The following is a 19,156-nucleotide window of genomic DNA, read 5'->3' on the forward strand; positions in this document are numbered from 1 at the left end:
AGGGCCCGCTTCGGCGGAACGTCCAACCGTCAGTTGCACCGGCCGCTGCCGCTGTAGCAGGGCACGTACTCCGGCCCCGGGCGGGGCGCGGGGGTGGGGTGGGAGCGGTCGTGGTCGTGCTGGGCGAGGACGAGGAGGGCCGCCACCCCGGCGGCGGCCAGGAGCTGGGAGGCTGCCGTCCAGGGGGCCCGCGCCACCATCGCGAGGACGGCGAAGAGCAGCAGGACGACGAGGGACCCCGACATCCAGACCCGCCCGGCCAGCTCCGCGGCCTCGATCCGTTCCTGGTCCCCCTGGGCGGCCCAGGCCTCCATGCCGTACCCGAAGAGGCCGTAGACGAACACGGCGGCATCGAGAAGGAACAGCACGATCGCGACGGTCACGTCCGCGCCGGTGGAGGTACGGCGGGACCAGGGCCGACTTCGGCGGCGCGGGGTGTCGAGCGGTGGGGGCGTCATGCCGTCACCCTGCCGGGGCGGGTTTGCGCCGCACATGAGTACGCGTACTCAGAGCCCCCGCGGACCGGCGCGGCGCCGGGGGCTGCCGTGCTCAGGCGGATTCGCGGATGAGGCAGAAGGGGTGTCCGGCGGGGTCGGCGTAGACGCGCCAGCCGCGGGTCTCCGGGGTGGCGTCGAGGAGGGTGGCGCCCAGGGCGAGGACCTGGTGTCCGGCGGCGTCGAGGTCCGCGACGGCGAGGTCGAGGTGGGCCTGTTGGGGGTGGGCCGGGTCGGGCCAGCGCGGCGGGCGGTGGCCGGGGACCTGCTGGAAGGCGAGGACGGCGCCGGCGGGGGTGTGGAGGGTGGCCCAGTGGTCGTCGCAGGTCCAGCGCCGGTCGGGCCGGTTGACCTCGCCGCCGAGCAACCCCGCGTAGAAGCGGGCGAGTTCGAGGGGGTCGGGACAGTCGAGCACGACGCACTGCAGATCGGCGATCATGACGGGGATCCTAGACGGCCGCGTCCAGTACGGCGTCGAGCATCCGGCGTGCGGTGGAAGTGAGTTCGGCCGGGTCCGGGGCCGGGCGGGAGTGGGCGAGGGCGCCGGCGAGGCGGTCGTAGAGCAGGCCGTCGGCCCAGGCGGCGAGCAGTTCGGCGGATTCCTGCGGCTCCCGTGCGCCCAGGGCCGCCAGAACGGCCACCGCGCGCGCCCGGACGGCGAGGCCGGCCTCGCGCAGGTCCGGCTCCAGCTCCGGGTTCCGCGCGGCCTCCAGGCTCAACTCGAAGCGCGCCAGCTGGCGTTCGCGCCCGGCCGTGAGCCAGTGGTGCAGCAGGGCTCCGAGCGCGCGGGCGGCCCCGTCCCGGTCGGCGGGCGGGTGCCGCGGGCCGTCGGCGACGTCCAGCTCGGCCAGCCGCCGGTAGCAGGCGGCGATCAGGGCGGTCCGGGTGCGGAAGTAGTACGAGGTGCTGCCCGCCGGGAGCCCCGCGGCCCCGTCGACGGCGCGGTGCGTCAGGCCGCGCAGGCCCGAGGAGGCGACGAGGCCGATCGCCGTGTCCGCGATCAGGGTCCGGCGGTCCGGGGCGGGCTCGGGGGCGGCGGGGGGTTCCTGGGTGGACATGGAGTCACTCTACAACTGTAGAGTGACTACGAGAATCCTCTACGGATGTAGAGGGCCGTTGCGCACACAGGAGGCCGTGCCATGCCCGTACGCCAGCGCCACGCCGTCGTCGCCGGGGCCGGGATCGGCGGCCTGACCGCCGCCCTGGCCCTGACCCGCCAGGGGTGGAAGGTCACCGTGTGCGAGCGGGCGGAGGGGCCCACCGCCGTCGGCGCGGGCATCGTCCTCGCCCCCAACGCCCTGCGCGCCTTCGACGCCATAGGCTTCGACCCCGCCCCGGGCGCGGACCCCGGCGCGGCGGTCGCGATGGGGGTGCGCCGCCCGGGCGGCGGCTGGCTGAACCGGGCCGACCCCGCCGTCCTGGCCGCCCGCTACGGCCGGGCACCGCTGGCCCTGCACCGGTCGGCGCTCACCGCCGCGCTCGCCGCCGAACTCCCCGAGGGCGCCCTGCGGTACGGGAGCGCCGTCACCGCCGTCGACACGGCCGAGGGGCACGCGGTGGTCCGTACCGCCTCCGGGGACCTCACCGCCGACGCCGTCATCGCCGCCGACGGCATCCACAGCCCGCTGCGCCGCCGCCACTTCCCCCGCCACCCCGGCCTGCGCCACGCCGGCGAGACCGCCTGGCGCACCGTCCTGCCCGCCGCGGCGGTGCCCGCGGGCACCGGGGCCGCCGAGACCTGGGGACGCGGCGAGCGCTTCGGAACGGTCCCGCTCGCCGGCGGCGGGCTCTACGCGTACGCCACGGCCGTCGTCCCCGAGGGGTACCGGCCCGCCGACGTCCGCACCGAACTCCTGCGCCGCTTCGGCACCTGGCACCATCCCCTCCCCGCCCTCCTGGAGCGGATCGACCCCGCCCGGGTGCTCCAGCACGACCTGTACGACCTGGCCGCCCCGCTCCCCCGCCTGCACGACGGCCGCACCGCCTGGATCGGCGACGCCGCGCACGCCATGACCCCCAACCTCGGCCAGGGCGGCTGCCAGGCCGTCGAGGACGCCGTCGTCCTGGCGCACCTGCTCGCCCGCCGGGACGTGCCGGCGGCCCTGGCCGCCTACACCCGGGCCCGCCTCGCCCGTACCGACGCCATCCGGGTCCGGGCCCGCCGGGCCGGCCGGATCGCCGCCCTCGGGCACCCGCTGGCCGTCGCCGCCCGCGACCTGGCCCTCCGCGCCGTCCCCGCACGCGCCTCCCTGCGCGCCCTGGACGACCTGTTCGACGGCTTCGCCCTCCCCGGACGGGCCGGGTAGGGGCCGAACGGGGCGCGGGCCGGAATGCCCGGCGTGCCCGGGGGCGTTGAGGCTCGTTGTCGCAGGTGTTGACCGTTCACACGAACGCAGGGAGACCGACGTGCCGACCGACATCGACTGGGACCACCCCGCCGACCCCAGGCCGGGAACCTGGCAGCTGGACCACCTCCGCCAGTACGTGGACTCGAACGGGTCCGAGGGCCACCACTGGCGGGGCACCCGCACCCTGCTCCTCACCACCGTGGGCCGGGTCTCGGGCGAGCCCGTGCGGACCCCCCTGATCTACGGGGAGGCCGACGGCCGCTACCTGCTGGTCGCCTCGAAGGGCGGCGCCCCCGAACACCCGCTGTGGTACCGGAACCTGACCGCCCACCCCGAGGTCCGCATCCAGGTCGGGCCGGAGGTCATGCAGGGCACCGCGCGCACCGCGACCGCCGAGGAACAGCGCGCGTACTGGCCGGTGATGGTCGGCGAGTGGCCCGACTACGACGAGTACCAGGCCAAGACGGAGCGGGCGATCCCGATCGTGGTGATCGAACCGGCGCGGGTCGGCTGACCTCGGGCCGGGCCCGGCCCGGGGCGGCCGGGGTCAGCGGCCCAGCAGCGCCATCGCCGCGTTGTGTCCCGGGATCCCGCTGACCCCGCCGCCGCGGACCGCCCCCGCCCCGCACAGCAGGACGTTGGCGTGCCCCGTCTCGACGCCCCACCGGCCCGGCTCCCGCCCCGGCTCCGCGTACGGCCAGGACAGGTCGCGGTGGAAGATGTGCCCGCCGGGCAGGCGCAGGTCCTGCTCCAGGTCCAGCGGGGTCTTCGCCTCGATGCAGGGGCGGCCGTCGGCGTCGAAGGCCAGGCAGTCGGTGAGCGGTTCGTCGAGGTGGGCGTCCAGCTGGGCGAGGGTGGCGGTCAGCAGGACCTCGCGCGCCTGCCGGTTGTCCTTCTCGAACAGCCGGGCCGGGGTGTGCAGTCCGAAGAGGGTGAGCGTCTGGCAGCCCCGCGCGGTGAGTTCCGGCCCGAGGACCGTGGGGTCGGTCAGCGAGTGGCAGTAGATCTCCGAGGGCGGCACGGACGGCAGTTCCCCGGCGGCGGCCTCGGCGTGCGCGCGGTGGAGCTGCTCGTAGCCCTCGGCGATGTGGAAGGTGCCGGAGAAGGCCTCGCGGGGGTCCACCGAGGCGTCGCGCAGCCGGGGCAGCCGGCGCAGCAGCATGTTGACCTTGAACTGGGCCCCTTCGGGGGCCGCGGCGGCCGGGTCCGGGGCCTCGCCGAGGAGTTCGGCCAGCGCCCTCGGAGAGGCGTTGACCAGGACCGTGCGGCCGACGACGGTGCCCTCGCCCGTCGCCGTCCGGAAGGCGACCTCGGCCGGGGACGTGCCGTCGGTCCGGATCCGCAGCGCCTCGTGCCCGGTGGCGATCTCCGCCCCGCCCGCGCGGGCGGCCCCGGCCAGCGCGTCCGTGAGCGCGCCCATACCGCCGACGGGCACGTCCCAGTCGCCGGTGCCGCCTCCGATGACGTGGTAGAGGAAGCAGCGGTTCTGCGCGAGGGACGGGTCGTGGGCGTCGGCGAAGGTGCCGATCAGGCCGTCGGTGAGGACCACGCCCCGGACCAGGTCGTCGGCGAAGCGCTCCTCCACCGCCCGGCCCAGCGGTTCCTCGAACAGCATCCGCCAGGCCTGCTCGTCGTCGATCCGCGCGCGCAGCTCCGCGCGGGCGGGCAGCGGTTCGGTCAGGGTGGGGAAGACGCGCCGGGCGACCCGGCCGGTGGTGGCGTAGAAGGCGCGCCAGGCCTCGTACTCCCGGTCGGATCCGGTGAGCCGCGCGAAGGACTCCCGCGTACGGTCCTCCCCGCCGCCGACGAGGAGGCCGCCGGGGCGGCCGCCGCGCTCGAAGGGCGTGTACGAGGACACCGTCCGCCGGCGCACCCGGAACCGCAGCCCCAGATCGCGGACGATCTTCTCGGGGAGCAGGGACACGAGGTAGGAGTAGCGCGAGAGCCGGGCGTCGACCCCGGCGAAGGGCCGGGTGGAGACGGCGGCGCCGCCGGTGTGCCCGAGCCGTTCCAGGACCAGGACGGAACGGCCGGCGCGGGCCAGGTAGGCGGCGGCGACGAGGCCGTTGTGGCCCCCTCCGACGATCACCGCGTCGTAGACGTCGTGCGCGAAACCCCGGGAGCCTGCGTTGGCGGTCATGGCTCTTGGTAGCACACCTGGCCGAGCCGCTCCAGACAGTGGGCCTCGTCGGCGTGGGCCAGGACGGTGTCCGGGTGCTCGTCGCCGAGCGAGCGCTCGCGGATCCCGGACAGGTCCCGGTAGACGGGCAGCGCCTGGTCCCAGCGGCCGAGCCGGCCCAGGCCGACGGCGAGTTCCCGCCGGCTGACCAGGGTGTCCGGGTGTTCCGCGCCCAGGGCCTTGGCGCGGGCCGCGCCCACCTCGCGGGCTTCGGCCACGGCCTCCTCCCAGCGGTCGAGGCGGCCCAGGTTGACGCCGAGGACGTGCCGGGCCCGCAGGGTCTCCGGGTCGGCCGCTCCGTAGGCCCGGGTGCGGTCGCGGACCAGGGACCGGAACAGGTCGAGGGCCTCGGCGGCGCGGCCCGTGCGGCCGAGCGCGATCCCGGTCTCGTAGCGGGCGGCGAGGGCGTCGGGGTGGTCCCGGCCCAGGACCCGCTCACGGGCGGCGGCGACCTGGCGGAACACGGTCAGCGCCTCGTTCCAGCGGCCGAGCCGGCCGAGGGCGTAGCCGACCTCGTACCGGGTCAGGAGCGTGTCCACGTGTTCGGGCCCGAGCACGTCGGCCCGGTCGGCCGCCACCGCGGCGGCGGCCTCGTGGGCCTCGGCGTGCCGGCCGAGGGCGCCGAGGGCGCAGGCCAGGTTGTGGCGGCAGCGCAGGGTGTCGGGGTGGCGCGGGCCCGCGGTGCGGACGCGGGCGGCGAGCACCGCCCGGTACCTCTCGTAGGCCTCGCCGTGGCGGCCGAGGCGCCCGAGCTCGTACGCCTCCTCCTGGCGGGCGGCCAGGGTGTCGGCGTGGTCGGGGCCGAGCACCCGCGCCCGGCCCTCGGCCACGGCCGCGTACACGGCGAGGGCCTCCTCGGGCCGGCCGGCGCGGCTGAGGGCGAAGGCGCGGATGTGGCCGGCGTCCAGGGAGTCGGGCCGGCCCGGGTCGGTCGGGGCGTGCGCGCGGACCTCCGCCGGCCCGTAGGCGGCGGTGAGCCGGGGGTCGTCGGCGGGGGCGGGCCGCAGGATCCGCTGTTCACCGGACGGACCGCCGGTGACGGGGTACCCGCCGTACCCGGGGCCGATGAGGTGGCCCGGCCCGGACCCGGCGGCGTGGTGGCCGGTCCCCGGCACGAAGGTGCCGGCGGCCCAGCCGGACCCGGCGCCACGGCCGGTGCCGGACGCGGCCGCCCGGTCCGCCCCGGGAGAAGGGACGGGGCCGGACCCGTGGGCGTCCGCACGGCCGGGGCCGGGCACGCCGGGGTGGCCGGAGGCGGCCGAATGCCCGGACAGGGGCAGGGAGACCGTGCCGGACACGGGCGCGGTCGCCGTACCGGGAACGGGACCGGTCGCCGGATGGCCGCCGCCGAAGCCGGCGCCCGGACCCTGCGGGTGGCCGCCGCCCGGGTGGCGGGCGGCCGTCCAGGAGCCGGTGAGCACGGCCCACTCCCCGCTGGCCGGCCGGGCGTCGATGCCCGCCTTGCGCCCGGCGGTCATCCCCGCGGCCCACGCGGGCAGCGGGGCCTGGCCGTGGGCCGCGCCCGCGGCCCCGAAACGGGCGTCGACCAGCCGCCGGTGCAGGTGGCGGGCGTCACCGGGCCGGTCCTCGGGGCGCTTGGCCAGCAGCTCCAGCACGATCCGCTCGAAGTACTCGGGCAGCTCGGGCCGGTGGTCGCGGGGCGGCACGGGCTCCGTGTCGCGGTGGCCGACCAGCACGGACCAGGAGTCGCCGAGGTCGAACGGCGGGGCCCCGGTGGCGATCTCGTAGAGGACGCAGCCCAGCGAGTAGAGGTCGCTGAGGTGGTCGACCTCGCCGCCCGCGATCTGCTCGGGCGACATGTAGTGCGGGGTGCCCATGGCCATGCCGCCGCCGGTGAGCTTGGCGGTGAAGCCGATGTCGTGGGCCAGGCGGGCGATGCCGAAGTCGCAGATCTTCACCGTGCCGTCGGTCAGCCGCATGATGTTGGCCGGCTTCAGGTCGCGGTGGACGACGCCCTGGTCGTGGGTGTAGCCGAGGGCCGCGGCCATCTGCTCGGCGATGTCGAGGACCACGTCGACGGGGAGCGGGCGCGCCTCGTTCTCCTCCATCAGCTGGCTGAGGTTGCGGCCCTCCAGGAGCTCCATGACCAGGTAGAGGGGGCCGCCCGCGGCACTGTCGTCGCCGAAGTCGTGGACGACGGTGACGCCCCGGTGCTGGAGCGAGGCGGCGACGCGCGCCTCGCGGCGGAAGCGCTCGCGCAGCACCTGGGTGAAGTGGGCGTCCTGCTCGGCGCCCACCGGCTTGAGGCACTTGACGGCGACCTGCCGGCCCAGCGACTCGTCGCGGGCGCGCCACACCTCGCCCATGCCGCCGCGCCCGATCAGATCGAGTGACCGGTACCGGCCCTGGATCAGTCTGGACTCCGCCATGTCTTAAAGCCGCCCCCGTCATCGTGCCCGTCGTCGTATCGCGCCCTCCCCAGCCGGTCCAGTATGGCCGCTGACTTACGCAGTGTGTACGCGGAGGGGCGGCTCCCGGGGCCCAGTCGGCGCATCGCTCTCAAGATGTGACCTGGAGGCAGCTGCCAGCGTAGACCTGCGGGAACGGTGCGCAGTACGCGACCGGTGAGGCGCAGGCGCCGGGTGACCGTGCGTGAGGGCGGTGCGGGGCGGCCGTACAGCTGGTGCGCCCAGCCGGGAAGGGTGGCGTAGGCGAGCCCGGCGAGCGGTCTCCACAGCAGGTTTCGGCCAGGGACCAGGAGCGGAGGGACGGGCGGGGAGCGCAGGAACGCGTCGACGGCCCGGGCGTCGGCCCCGGCGGCGAGACGGGGCCGGACCTGCTCGAAGTACGCGGCCAGCCCGGCGGTGTCGGCGGGCACGGCGGCCGGGTCGAGGCCGACGAGGCGGGCGTTGACCCGGTTCTCGTCCACGTACCGGTCGGCTTGGGCGGGGGTGAGAGGAACACCCGAACGGCGCAGTATGTGCAGGAAGCTGTCGATCTGCGCGCAGTGCACCCACAGGAGGAGCGCGGGGTCGTCCACGGGGAACCGCTCCCCCGTGTCCGGGTCGGTGGCCGAGAGCCGGCGGTGGACGGCGCGGACGTGGGCGCCGGCCCGCTCGGCGGCCACGGCGGTGCCGTAGGTGACGGTGCCGACGAAGTCGGCGGTGCGCAGCAGCCGCCCCCAGGCGTCGTCGGCGAAGGCGGAGTTCTCCATGACCCCGCGGACCGCACGCGGGTGCAGGGCCTGGAGGTAGAGCGCGCGGACCCCGGCGATCCACATGACCGGGTCGCCGTGGCAGTGCCAGGTCACGGACCCGGGCCCGTACAGTCCCGGGTCGGCGTCCTCGTACGGAGCTCCGCTCATCGCCCGCCTCCCGCGGTGAGCCTACCCAGGAGGGCGCGCACCCCACCGCCCCCGGCGCGGCGCGGCGCGAAACCGCCCGGCGCCGGCGGCGGCGGGGCGTCAGCGGTCCGTCAGGACCGGGCCGCCCGGCATCAAGGTCCCGTCAGGGGCCGTCCCCCGGCCCGTTCCCCCGGGGATAGCTTCGGTGGCGCGCCCCGGACCGCCTCCCCGCGGCCCGGGGCCCCGCCAGCCCGTCACCCGTGGTTCCCCCTGGGAGGACCCCATGTGCCTGTTCCAGTACGACGACGACCCCGAGCCCGAGGAACGCGTCCCGGCCGGACCGCTGTACGTCCCGGTCCGGCCGGGTGCCGGCGAGGTGGTGGTGCGGATGTTCCGGACCCCGCTGGGCGCTCGTACCGCCGTCGGCTTCACCACCGCGGAAGGGCTCGCCGCCACGCTCGGGGCGGAGCAGCCCTGGATCCGGCTCTCCGAGTCGGCGCTGCGCGCGCTGGCCGAGCCGCTGGGGGCGGGGCCGCTGACCGTCGACCCGACCCTGACCGCACCGGCGGCCGCCCCGGAGCGGCTCGCGCCGCCGGCCGCCGTACCGGGCGCGGGCCCGGTCTCCGGCGGGCGGGGGGCCGCGGTGTCCGGATCCCCGGGGGCGTCGGGCACCCCGGGGTTGTCGGGAGTCTCCGGGATGCCGGGATCCTCCGGGATGCCGGGGGCCTCCGGGCTCTCCGCCAGGGCCGTCTGAAGGGGCCGGGTACCGCCATGACCGTCGAAGTACTCCCCGAGGCAGCGGCCGGCGCCGGCGACCTCTCCGTGTGGCCCGCCTCCACGGCCCGGCTCCCGCACGGCGGCCTGGCCGTCGGCGGGGTGTCGCTGACGGAGGTCGCCCAGCGGTTCGACACCCCCGTCTACGTCCTGGACGAGGGCGAGGTGCGCGGCCGCTGCCGCACCTACCGGGACGCCTTCCCCGACGCCGGGATCCTCTACGCCGCCAAGGCGTTCCTCTCCCGCGCGATGGTGCGCTGGGTGCGGGAGGAGGGCCTGGGACTGGACGTGTGCTCCGCCGGGGAACTGGAGCTGGCCGTCACCTCGGGGTTCCCGCCCGAGCACATCGTGCTGCACGGCAACGCCAAGTCCCCCCGGGACATCGCGTCCGCCCTGCGGCTCGGGGTCGGCAGGATCGTCATCGACAGCCCCTCCGAGATCGCCCGCATCGCGGCCGCCGTCGGGCCCCGGGGGCGCCAGCGGGTGCTGGTGCGGGTGGTGCCGGGTGTCGCCGCGGGCGGCCACGAGAAGATCCGTACGGGCACGGAGGGCCAGAAGTTCGGGCTGTCCGCCACCGACGGGAGCGCCCAGCGGGCCGTGGCCCGGATCCTGGACCAGCCGCAGCTCGAACTCTCCGGCCTGCACTGCCACATCGGCTCCCAGATCACCTCCGTGGACTCCTACCTGGTGGCACTGGGGCGCATGGTGGAGCTGATGGCCGCCGTGCACGAAGCGCACGGCGTCGCCCTGCCCGAGCTCGACCTGGGCGGCGGACACGGCATCGCCTACCGGCCCGGCGAGCCGGCCCTGGACCTCACCGCCCTGGCGCGCGAACTGCGCACCGCGCTGGCGGGGCGCTGCGCGGCCGCGGGGCTGCCCGTGCCCCGGCTGGTCGTCGAGCCCGGGCGGGCGATCGCCGGGCCGGCCGGGGTGGCCCTGTACCGGGTGCTCGCCGTCAAGCACTCCGGCGGGAAGGTGTTCGTGGCCGTGGACGGCGGGATGAGCGACAACCCCCGGCCGGCCCTGTACGGGGTGCGTTACGCCCCGCGGCTGGTCGGCCGGCACTCCACGGCGGGCTCCTGTACGGCCACGGTCGTCGGCCGGCACTGCGAGGCGGGTGACGTCCTGGCCGTCGACGCCGAACTGCCGCAGGACGTGCACCCGGGCGACCTGCTGGCCGTTCCGGTGGCCGGCGCCTACCAGCTGTCCATGGCCTCCGGGTACAACATGGTCGGCCGGCCGCCGGTGGTCGCCGTCCACGAGGGCGCGGCGCGGCTGCTGGTGCGGCGGGAGACGCTGGAGGACTTCCGCAGCCGGGACGTCGGGCGCTGAGCCCCCGCGGCCGCGCAACGGTCCGGTGGGCACTCCCCGTTCGGGGCGCCCGCCGGACCCGCACCAGGGGCCGGGGGTTCGCGATCCGCTCCGCACGTGAGCCGTCCGGTCCCGGCATCCCCACACCGGGAGCCGAACGGCTCATGTGATGCGCGACGAGTGCCGGCGCCGGTCGCCTCGATCCGGGCCCCCCACGGGCCGGAAACGGCACCCTCGGACGGGGTTCGTCACCCCGCCGTCGGCCCTACGCCGCGGAACTGCCATTCCGCTCCGTCGCCCCTCCAGTCTGCTGCCGTCCCGGGCGCCCCCATGACACCCTTGACGTGTTCCTTCCGCTGGTTCACCGATCCTTGACGTGCCCTTGACGTCCTCATCGGCGTGTCATGCCCCCGGGCGGAAAGAGTCCGTCCGCTTCTCGCGGATCCCGATTGTGCGGTGCGCGGCACGGGGACCGCTTCTCCACATCCTGGTAAAAGGACTCTTTCCGCACTTCCATGGAACCACCCCGGCCAGGAGCCCGCCAGGCTGGCGCCCGTCAGCGGCGGACCCTCGGCATGCCCAGGCCGATCCACGAGATGATCTCGCGCTGGATCTCGTTGTTGCCGCCGCCGAAGGTGAAGATCACGGCGCTGCGGTAGCCGCGCTCCAGTTCGCCGTGGAGGACCGCGCCCGCCGAACCGTCCTTGAGTGCGCCGGCCGCGCCGACCACCTCCATCAGCCAGGCGTAGGCGTCCCGGCGCGCCTCGGAGCCGTAGACCTTGACCGCCGAGGCGTCCTGGGGGGTGAGGCTGCCCGACTCGACGGCGCCCACCATCTGCCAGTTGAGCAGCTTCATCGCGTCGAGGCGGGCGTGGGTGCGGGCCAGCCGGCCGCGTACCCACGGCAGGTCGATGACGCGGCGGCCGTCGGCGAGCTTCGTTCCGGCGGCCCAGCGCTGGACGTCGTGCAGGGCGCGGATGGCCATCGTGCCGTGGGCGGCCAGGGTGACGCGCTCGTGGTTGAGCTGGTTGGTGATCAGGCGCCAGCCCTTGTTCTCCTGGCCGACGCGGCGGCTCGCCGGGACGCGGATGTCCTCGTAGTGGCTGGCGGTGGTGTCGTGCGAGGCGAGGGTGTTGATGAGGGTGCAGGAGTAACCGGGGTCGGAGGTCGGGACCAGGAGCATCGTGATGCCCTTGTGCGCGGGGGCGTCCGGGTCGGTGCGGACGGCGAGCCAGACCCAGTCGGCGGTGTCGCCGTTGGTGGTCCAGATCTTCTGGCCGTTGACCACGTAGGTGCCGGTCTCCTCGTCCCCCTCCCGTACGGCCCGGCACTTGAGGGCCGCGAGGTCGGTGCCGGCGTCGGGCTCGCTGTAGCCGATGGCGAAGTCGATCTCGCCGGAGAGGATCTTCGGGAGGAAGTACGCCTTCTGCTCCTCGGTGCCGAACTGCATCAGGGTCGGCCCGACCGTGTTGAGCGCCATCAGCGGCAGCGGGACGACGGCCTGCGCCGCCTCGTCGAAGAAGATGAACTGGTCCATGGGCGACATGCCGCGCCCGCCGTACTCCTCGGGCCAGCCGACGCCGAGCCAGCCGTCCGCGCCGAGGCGGCGGATGGTCTCGCGGTAGAAGCGCTTCTGCGCGGCCGGGTCCTCGTAGCGGGCGTAGACGTCCTGCGGGACGAGCTCGGCGAAGTAGGCACGCAGTTCGGCGCGCAACTGCTGCTGCTCGGGCGTGTATTCGAGGTGCACGGCCCCTCCGGGATCCTCGCGGTCCAGCCGGTCGCTGCGAACGGCGGCGGTCAGAGTAGAACCCGTTACAGGAATAGGGAAGGGGTGGCGGCGGGACGGCGACGGCCCCCTGCCGGGCCCGGTCCGGGTCCGACAGGGGGCCGTCGCGGTGTCAGTCCGCCCGGCGGCACTGGCCCGTGCGGGCGCCGGTCGCGGTGGTGCCGGACTGGAGGAGCTCCGGGTCGTTGCCCTCGCAGCGCAGGGGGCCGGTGACCCGGTCGGCGCGGAACGCCGGGGCCAGGGCCTCGGGGAGCGGGCCGGCGCCGCTGTTGCCGGTGACGCGGACGGCGCCGGTCACCGTGTTGGCCGACACCTCCACGCCCCCGGTGTTGTCCTCGACGGTCAGCGGGCCCCGCAGGGTGCTGCCGGCACAGCCCGCGCCCTCGCGGTCCGAGCCGACGACCACCGGACCGGTGGAGCGCCGGACGCCGACCGGGCCGGTGAGCTCGGAGTGGCAGACGGTCAGGGCGAGGGCGCCGTCGACGGAGACCGGGCCGGTGAGCGAGGCGTCGTTCACGGCGAGGGCGCCGCCCGGGCGGACGGTGAGCGGGCCGTTCTGGCTGCCGCCGGCGCCGATGCAGAGCGCCTCTCCGGCGGCGACGGTCAGCGGGCCCTCGTGGGCCGTGGTGAGGCAGGGGCCGGTGAAGCCGACGGCGACGTCGGTGGGCGCGTCCGTCGTCCCCGGGGTGAAGGCCGCGTCACCGCCGTAGCGGGCGGTGACGGGATGGGTGGTGGGCTGGAGCACGCCGGTGCGCAGGCTCGCGCGGCCGTCGCGCAGCGCCGCGGTGCCCAGCGGGGTGGTCCCGTCGTAGAAGGTGACCTCGCCGCCGGGGGTCCCGCCCGCCGGGTTGGCCGGGTTGACGGTCGCGGTGAGGGTGACGGGCCGCCCGAACAGCGGGGTGGTGTCGTCGGCGGCCACGGTCACCGAGGCCCCGTACCGGAACGACACGACCGCCGCGCCGTCGCCCCGGCGGACGCCCCGCGCGAGGGTGACGGCCGTGGCGGACGGCGCCGCGAAGCTGCTGCCCCCGCCGCCGCCGGCGCCGGACAGGTTGCCCGGGTTGCCGCCGCCGGAGCCGCCGCCGCCGGCGAACCAGCCGCCCCCGCCCCCGCCGCCGCCGGGGCCGCCGGCCCCGCCGTTGCCGCCGGTCCCGCCGCTGCCGGGGTTGGGCAGGCTGGTGTACTGGTCGATGTCGCTGCCCGCGCCGCCCGGAGCACCGTAGTTGGAGTTGCGGGGGCCGCCCGCCCCGTGGGCGGACTGGGTTCCGCCGCCGCCCGCGAGGCCGGAGCCCTCCGGGCCGCCGCCCTGGCCGCCGGGTTCGGCTTCGAGCCCGCCGCCGTTGCCGCCGCGCAGCAGCGGCCCGCCGTTGCCCGCGCCACCGCCGCCGCCGGCCACCAGGACCCGGTCGGCCGCGCCGAAGGCGCCCGTGCGCAGGTCGCTGGCCCCGCCGCCGGAGCCGCCGCCGCCGTGGGCTCCGCCGCCGCCGGAGCCGTGGCCCCGGCCGCCGGGGCGGGCGAACTCGCCGTGCCGGGAGGTGCCGGAGCTGCCGACGCCGCCGACGGTGATCTGGAGCTGCCGGCCGGGGGTCACGGCCAGGGTGGCGCGGGTCTCGCCGCCGAGGCCGCCGAGCGCGCCGGCGTTCGGGGGGCTGGGGAGGACGAAGCCGGCCGCGCTGCCGCCCTCGGCGCCGAAGAGGTCGGCCGTCACCTCGGTCACCCCGGCCGGGACGGTGAACGTGTCCGTCCCGACGGTGGCGTAGGTGCAGGCGGGGGTCGCGGCGGTGAAGACTCCGCCCGTGCCGCAGGGGGTGGCCGGGGCCGCGGGGTCGGCGGTCGCGGGGAGCGGCGCCATCGCGGCGGCCACGAGGCCGGCCGCGCCGGCCGCCTTCAGGATCTTCGATCGGTACATGCTCAAGGGGGTTCCAAACGACGGTGCTCGGGAGACGAGACGTGCGGGGCCGCGGCCGTGGCGGGGGCCGTGGCCGCGGCGACCGGTGCTACGGGTGGATCAGACGCCGTCGTCGGCGCAGAGCGCCCAGACGTCGGAGTAGGTGTTCGGGGAGCTGGGGGCGCCGGTGTGGGTGAAGGCGGACCAGTAGGCGGCGTTGGTGGTGCCGTCCGAGACCGGGCTGCCGCCGGAGTCGCTCGGGTAGCTGCCGTTGAGGTGGTCGCCCGGGGAGCCCGGACCGGTGAAGTTCGTGGTCGTGACGCCGCCCCCGCTGATCGCGGCGCCGCCGCTGACCAGCTTCCCGTCGTTCTGCCCGCAGCCGACGGTCACGGTCGCGCCGGCGGTGCCGGCGGTGGGGCCGCTGACCTCGCTGAAGCGGACCTTGACGGTCGTACCGCTGATGTTGATGTTGTTGCCGCTGCAGACGGCGTACGCGTAGGTGGTGTTGCCGCTGTCGCCGCCCCCGCCGTTCCAGCCGACGGCGCTCCAGGAGTCGGGGTTGGTCTCGCCGTCCGCCGCGGCCTTCTGGCCGTAGCCGTGGGCGGAGTCGTTGAAGGTGGGGAAGCCGGCGATCGGCTTGAGGCTGCCGACGACGGACGGGGTGATGCGGGCTCCGCCACCGAGCAGACGGGTGCCCGCGGGGCAGGTGGCGGTGACCAGGCCGACCGTCGAGCTGGTGACGGGTCCGGCGACCTTGTTCATCACCACCTGGGTGTGGTTGATGAGGTTGCTGCTGAAGCACATCGCGTACGGGGTGCTGGAGAAGGAGGCGTTGACCGCTCCCCCGCTGCCGCCGATGCCGAGCCAGTAGGCGACGTCGGTGCCGACCACGCCGGTGGAGCCGGTGTACTCGGTGCTGCCGTCGGGGCTGGGCGAGGTGCCGTTGATCTTGTTGCCGTTGGACGAGGTACCGGTGCCGATGGCCTGGTTGATGCCGCCGCCGGAGATCAGGCCGCTCGAACAGTGGGCGTTGGTGGATATCTCGGCGAAGGCGGAGCCGGGTCCGGAGGTGGCGCCGGGGGTCTTCACGGTCACGCCCACGGTGTTGGCGTAGGCGGTCCCCGGTATCGCCAGGGCCAGCAGGGCGCCGAGGATCAGCGCCCTTCCGGCCAGCGGGCGCCGGCGCAGGAACTTGTCCATCGGGTCGTCTCCCTTTCGGAGGTGGAGCTCGGGCAGGCGAAGGCGCGCACGGGCGGCACCGGGAGGCGTCCGTACGGACGTCCGGTGCGGCGTGCGGGGGCGGTTCGCTCTGGTCGGGGGTGCCGGCGGACGCCGGAGCGGCGTGGGCCGGTGCCGCGGTGGGCTGCGCGCTGGATCAGCGGACGGACGGGGCCTCGCGGGAGCGGGTGCCGCGCGCGGCGGGCGGGACGGACCAGGTCGTGGACCGCCCCGCCCGCTTGGCACGCGGATGGCACTTGCGGAATGTAGCAGTCGTATAAGGCTGCATGTAAGCCGGGAATGACGACTTCACCTAGCAAATGCGGTACTCGCCAGTAGCTCACCGGTGGTCGCGGGCGCCGGTAGGGTCACCCCCCCATGACGGACGCGCGGGAAGTACCGCAGGGCGTACTGGCGGGAAGCGAGACGGTCGTCGGGCGGTCCGGAACGACGCACCACCACACGGGCGGCGGGGCCCCGGTCCCGCTCCGGCTCCGCCGGCGGGCGTCCGACGCGGCGTGGGTGTTCGAGGTCGGCACCCCGGCCGCCACGGTGCCGGTCCTCGCGGGCGTCGCGCGCGAGCAGGACGTACGGGCCTTCGCGCGGGGGGTCCTGGACACCCTGGAGGCGCGGGCCGGGGAACACGGCTTCCGGCTGTTCGACGACGGCCGCACGCAGGTGCCGGCCACGGTCGGGTACGGGCCCGAGCCGTACCTCACCCTGGAGGCCTCCTTCGGGCCCGGGCGGGACCGCGTCGCCGCCGGCCCCGACGGCGGGCCCCCGCGCTCCGCCCCGTTCGGCTGGAGCTACGCGGAACTGGACGGGATCCCCCTCGCCGAGCCGGCGGCCCTGGCCGGGTTCGCCCGGGCGCTGCTGGAGGCCGTCGGGGAGTAGCCGCACGCGCCGGCGCCCGGCCGCGGCCGGGCGCCGAACCGCGGTGCGGGGCAGGTCAGTTCAAGGCCGCGATCATCGCCTCGGCCGTCGCCGCCATGGCCGTCCGGGCTGCGGTGAGGTACGGGCGGGGGTCGGCCGGGGTCAGGTGGGCGCGGATCGCCCCGGTCATGGCCACGTTGAGCGCCGTCCCGATGTTGACCTTGCGGATGCCTCCGGCCACCGCGGCCGCGAGTTCCCCGTCGGGCAGTCCGGACGAGCCGTGCAGCACCAGCGGCACGTCCACCGCCTTGGCCAGCCGCGCCAGCAGGGCGTGGTCGAGGGAGGCGGTCCTGCTGGTCATGGCGTGGGTGCTGCCGACGGCCACGGCCAGGGCGTCCACCCCGGAGTCGGCGACGAACCGCCGCGCCTCGTCGGGGTCCGTACGCGCGCCCGGCGCGTGCGGGTCCAGTGGCGCGGCCCCGTTCTTCCCGCCGACCTCGCCCAGCTCCGCCTCGATCCACAGGCCGTTCGCGTGGGCCCAGTCCGCGGCCGACCGGGTGGCCTCCAGGTTCTCGGCGTAGGGCAGGTGCGCGGCGTCGTACATCACCGAGCCGTACCCGGCGTCGGCGGCCCGCCGCAGCAGGTCCGCGCTCTTGACGTGGTCCAGGTGCAGCCCGACGGGCACCCGCGCGGCCTCGGCGCAGGCGGCCGCGGCCCGGGTGATGGGGAGCAGGGCCCCGCCGCGGAACTTCACGGCGTTCTCGCTGAGCTGGAGGATGACGGGCAGACCGGCCCGCTCGGCCCCCTCGACCACGGCCTCGGCGTGCTCCAGGGTGATGACGTTGAAGGCGGCGACGGCCCGTCCGGCGGCGGCCGCCTCCGCGACGAGGACCCCGGCGGGGGCGAGGGTCATCGGACCGCCCCCTCACCGCTGGTGAGGATCACCGAGCGGGTGAGGTTGCGCGGCGCGTCCGGGTCCAGCTGCCGCACGGCGGCGACCGCCACGGCCAGCCGCTGCACCCGCACCAGTTCCGCGAGCGGGTCGAGCGCGCCGTCCACCCACTCGGCGCCGGTGCCCAGGACCTGCTCGGCGATGCCCTCGGGGGTGCCGCCCAGCGACCAGGTCACCGAGCCGGGGCCGGTGACGCTGACCGGCCCGTGCCGGTACTCCATCGCCGGATAGGCCTCGGCCCACGACAGCGAGGCCTCGCGCATCTTGAGGGCCGCCTCGTGGGCGAGGCCCACGCTCCAGCCCCGCCCCAGGAAGGTGAACTGCCCCCGGGCCTCCAGTCCGGCGGGCAGCGGTTCGGCCAGCGCGGTGCGGGCGTCGGCGACCACGTCCGGGGTGTGCGCGCCCACGTGGGCCCGCAGCAGGGTGAGGGCCGTGGTGGCGAAACGGGTCTGGACGACGGACCGCTCGTCGGCGAAGTCCAGCACGACCAGCCCGTTCGCGAGGGTGGTCACGGGGGAGTCCGGGTCCCCGACGACGGCGGTGGCCGCGATCCCCGCCTCGCGCAGCGCCGACAGCAGGTCCAGCACCTCGGTGGTGGTGCCGGAGCGGGTCAGCGCCACCACCCGGTCGTAGCGGCGGTGGCGGGGGAACTCCGAGGCGGGGAAGGCGTCGGTCTCCCCCTGCCCGGCCTCCTCGCGCAGGGCGGCGGCGGCCTGGGCCATGTAGTACGAGGTCCCGCAGCCGACGATCGCGGTACGCTCCCCCGGCTTCGGCAGCACCGCCCGGTGGGCCGGGGCCAGTTCGGCGGCCCGTTCCCAGCTCTCGGGCTGCGTGGCCAACTCGTACGCGACGTGACTCATGCGGGCTCCCTGCGCGTTGGATGCGTCATCCTGGCGGTTCCTGCGTGCTGCTGCTGCGTGTTCCTGCAAGGTAGCGGTCGGTTTCGCGCAACTTCAAGCATCTGCCGGGTGTCCGCCTGGGTTAATCTCGACGGCGGGGCCGGGGAGGAAACCCGGGGACGACACGGGAGGGCGCCATGACCCGCACGGAACGCTGGCAGAGACTGCTGGACCTGCTGGTGGAACGGGACGGGCTGGAGGTGGAGTCGGCGGCCGAGGCGCTCGGCGTGTCCGCCGCGACCATCCGCCGCGACCTCGACCAGCTGGCCGAACAGCAGCTCCTGGTCCGCACGCGCGGCGGGGCGGTGCCGCACGGGGTCTCGTACGAACTCCCCCTGCGCTACCGGACCTCGCGGCGGGCCGCCGAGAAGCGCCGGATCAGCGAGGCCGTCGCGGAGTTGATCGCCCCGGGCGAGGTGGTCGGCCTGACGGGCGGCACCACCACGACGGAGGTGGCCCGCGCCCTGGCCGCCCGCCCGGACCTGGCCGGCGGCTCCCCCGCGCTGACGGTGGTCACCAACGCCCTCAACATCGCGGGCGAGCTGGTGATCCGGCCCCAGTTCAAGATCGTGCTGACGGGCGGGGTGGCCCGCCCCCAGTCCTACGAACTCACCGGCCCGCTCGCCCAGCAGACGCTCGGTCAGCTCACCGTGGACACGGCGGTGGTCGGGGTCGACGCCTTCGACCCGGCGGACGGCGCGGCCACCCGCCACGAGGACGAGGCCGCCGTCAACAGCCTCCTGTGCGCCCGCGCCCGCCGCGTGGTCGTCGCGGCCGACTCCACGAAGCTCGGCCTCCGCGCGTTCGCCCGCATCTGCCCCACCGCCTCGGTACACACCCTGGTCACGGACACCGCCCTGCCCGCCCCACTGGCGGCGGCGTTCGAGGGGGCGGGGGTGGAGCTGATACGGGTTTAGGGGTGGGGTGGGGTGGGGTGGGGCCGGGGCGAGGTGAGGGGGGCGGGGTCTGAGGTTCGGCGGCGCACCGGCCGGGCGGCGACCGGACAGCGGGCGGGACCGGGGAGGCCGGGACCTCGGCGGGGCGGTCTCAGGGAGGGGTGGGGGTTTCCCGCCAGTCTCATCGTCCTTCCGCGTCGGGCCGGCCTGTCAAGGGCGCTCCCTTCGGTCGCG

At 76.0% G+C, this 19,156-nt stretch carries 17 protein-coding genes; 6 read left to right on the top strand and 11 right to left on the bottom strand.

The features are described 5' to 3' along the window. Positions 1-29: 29 nt before the first annotated feature. From ACIRBY_RS26520 to ACIRBY_RS26530, 3 genes are all read right to left on the bottom strand, one after another. Positions 30-458 carry a DUF6234 family protein gene (locus tag ACIRBY_RS26520; RefSeq protein ID WP_403904816.1) on the bottom strand — a complete coding sequence of 143 codons (429 nt, stop codon included), beginning with the start codon at positions 456-458 and terminating at the stop codon, positions 30-32. Between the two features lie 91 nt (positions 459-549). After that, on the bottom strand, positions 550-933 hold the full coding sequence (locus ACIRBY_RS26525; RefSeq protein ID WP_403904819.1) for a VOC family protein: 384 nt from the start codon (positions 931-933) through the stop codon (positions 550-552). Positions 934-943: 10 nt separating this feature from the next. Then, positions 944-1,552, bottom strand: coding sequence for a TetR/AcrR family transcriptional regulator (locus ACIRBY_RS26530; RefSeq protein ID WP_403904822.1), 609 nt, complete (start codon positions 1,550-1,552; stop codon positions 944-946). A gap of 81 nt (positions 1,553-1,633) precedes the next feature. Between ACIRBY_RS26530 and ACIRBY_RS26535 the strand changes: the two genes are divergently transcribed. Together ACIRBY_RS26535 and ACIRBY_RS26540 are read left to right on the top strand one after the other, a co-directional pair. Beyond that, on the top strand, positions 1,634-2,800 hold the full coding sequence (locus tag ACIRBY_RS26535) for an FAD-dependent monooxygenase (protein ID WP_403904825.1): 1,167 nt from the start codon (positions 1,634-1,636) through the stop codon (positions 2,798-2,800). 100 nt (positions 2,801-2,900) lie between these two features. Next, on the top strand, positions 2,901-3,356 hold the full coding sequence (locus tag ACIRBY_RS26540) for a nitroreductase family deazaflavin-dependent oxidoreductase (protein WP_403904827.1): 456 nt from the start codon (positions 2,901-2,903) through the stop codon (positions 3,354-3,356). A 33-nt stretch (positions 3,357-3,389) separates the two neighbouring features. Here the strand turns inward: ACIRBY_RS26540 and ACIRBY_RS26545 are convergent, their stop codons facing one another. Genes ACIRBY_RS26545 through ACIRBY_RS26555 form a run of 3 tightly spaced genes read right to left on the bottom strand, consistent with a single transcriptional unit; the run spans position 3,390 to position 8,346 of the window. Next, complete coding sequence (locus tag ACIRBY_RS26545; RefSeq protein WP_403904829.1) at positions 3,390-4,982, bottom strand: phytoene desaturase family protein; 1,593 nt, start codon at positions 4,980-4,982, stop codon at positions 3,390-3,392. Then, a complete protein-coding gene (locus ACIRBY_RS26550) occupies positions 4,979-7,411 on the bottom strand; it encodes a tetratricopeptide repeat protein (RefSeq protein ID WP_403904832.1) in 2,433 nt (810 codons plus the stop codon). Before ACIRBY_RS26550 ends, ACIRBY_RS26545 begins: the two co-directional genes overlap by 4 nt. Next, a complete protein-coding gene (locus ACIRBY_RS26555) occupies positions 7,393-8,346 on the bottom strand; it encodes an oxygenase MpaB family protein (protein ID WP_403904834.1) in 954 nt (317 codons plus the stop codon). The genes ACIRBY_RS26550 and ACIRBY_RS26555 overlap by 19 nt, the downstream gene beginning before the upstream one ends. 262 nt (positions 8,347-8,608) lie before the next feature. On the opposite strand from ACIRBY_RS26555, the gene ACIRBY_RS26560 reads away from it, so the two are divergent. Together ACIRBY_RS26560 and lysA are read left to right on the top strand one after the other, a co-directional pair. Next, a complete protein-coding gene (locus ACIRBY_RS26560; protein ID WP_403904837.1) occupies positions 8,609-9,079 on the top strand; it encodes an SAV_915 family protein in 471 nt (156 codons plus the stop codon). A gap of 17 nt (positions 9,080-9,096) precedes the next feature. Next, entirely contained in the window at positions 9,097-10,431 is a 1,335-nt protein-coding gene (lysA, locus tag ACIRBY_RS26565; RefSeq protein WP_403904839.1) for a diaminopimelate decarboxylase, read from the top strand. A gap of 535 nt (positions 10,432-10,966) precedes the next feature. Here the strand turns inward: lysA and ACIRBY_RS26570 are convergent. The 3 genes from ACIRBY_RS26570 to ACIRBY_RS26580 all read right to left on the bottom strand — a co-directional run bounded on the left by ACIRBY_RS26570 (position 10,967) and on the right by ACIRBY_RS26580 (position 15,284). Continuing rightward, positions 10,967-12,157: an acyl-CoA dehydrogenase family protein gene (locus ACIRBY_RS26570; RefSeq protein WP_403904841.1), complete on the bottom strand. Its 1,191-nt coding sequence runs from the start codon at positions 12,155-12,157 to the stop codon at positions 10,967-10,969. A 151-nt stretch (positions 12,158-12,308) separates the two neighbouring features. Next, complete coding sequence (locus ACIRBY_RS26575; RefSeq protein WP_403904873.1) at positions 12,309-14,105, bottom strand: Ig-like domain-containing protein; 1,797 nt, start codon at positions 14,103-14,105, stop codon at positions 12,309-12,311. 99 nt (positions 14,106-14,204) lie between these two features. Continuing rightward, positions 14,205-15,284, bottom strand: a complete 1,080-nt coding sequence (locus tag ACIRBY_RS26580; RefSeq protein WP_403904844.1) for a hypothetical protein — start codon at positions 15,282-15,284, stop codon at positions 14,205-14,207. A 396-nt stretch (positions 15,285-15,680) separates the two neighbouring features. Between ACIRBY_RS26580 and ACIRBY_RS26585 the strand changes: the two genes are divergently transcribed. Then, a complete protein-coding gene (locus tag ACIRBY_RS26585; protein WP_403904846.1) occupies positions 15,681-16,196 on the top strand; it encodes a hypothetical protein in 516 nt (171 codons plus the stop codon). A gap of 55 nt (positions 16,197-16,251) precedes the next feature. On the opposite strand, the gene ACIRBY_RS26590 is transcribed toward ACIRBY_RS26585, so the two are convergent. Further along, complete coding sequence (locus tag ACIRBY_RS26590) at positions 16,252-17,088, bottom strand: class II fructose-bisphosphate aldolase (protein WP_403904849.1); 837 nt, start codon at positions 17,086-17,088, stop codon at positions 16,252-16,254. After that, positions 17,085-17,987, bottom strand: coding sequence for an SIS domain-containing protein (locus tag ACIRBY_RS26595; RefSeq protein ID WP_403904851.1), 903 nt, complete (start codon positions 17,985-17,987; stop codon positions 17,085-17,087). Before ACIRBY_RS26595 ends, ACIRBY_RS26590 begins: the two co-directional genes overlap by 4 nt. A gap of 176 nt (positions 17,988-18,163) precedes the next feature. Between ACIRBY_RS26595 and ACIRBY_RS26600 the strand changes: the two genes are divergently transcribed. Further along, positions 18,164-18,943, top strand: a complete 780-nt coding sequence (locus ACIRBY_RS26600) for a DeoR/GlpR family DNA-binding transcription regulator (protein WP_403904853.1) — start codon at positions 18,164-18,166, stop codon at positions 18,941-18,943. The last annotated feature ends 213 nt before the right edge of the window (positions 18,944-19,156 follow it).

The organism is Streptomyces sp. NPDC096136 (assembly GCF_044763325.1).
Taxonomy (GTDB): Bacteria; Actinomycetota; Actinomycetes; order Streptomycetales; family Streptomycetaceae; genus Streptomyces.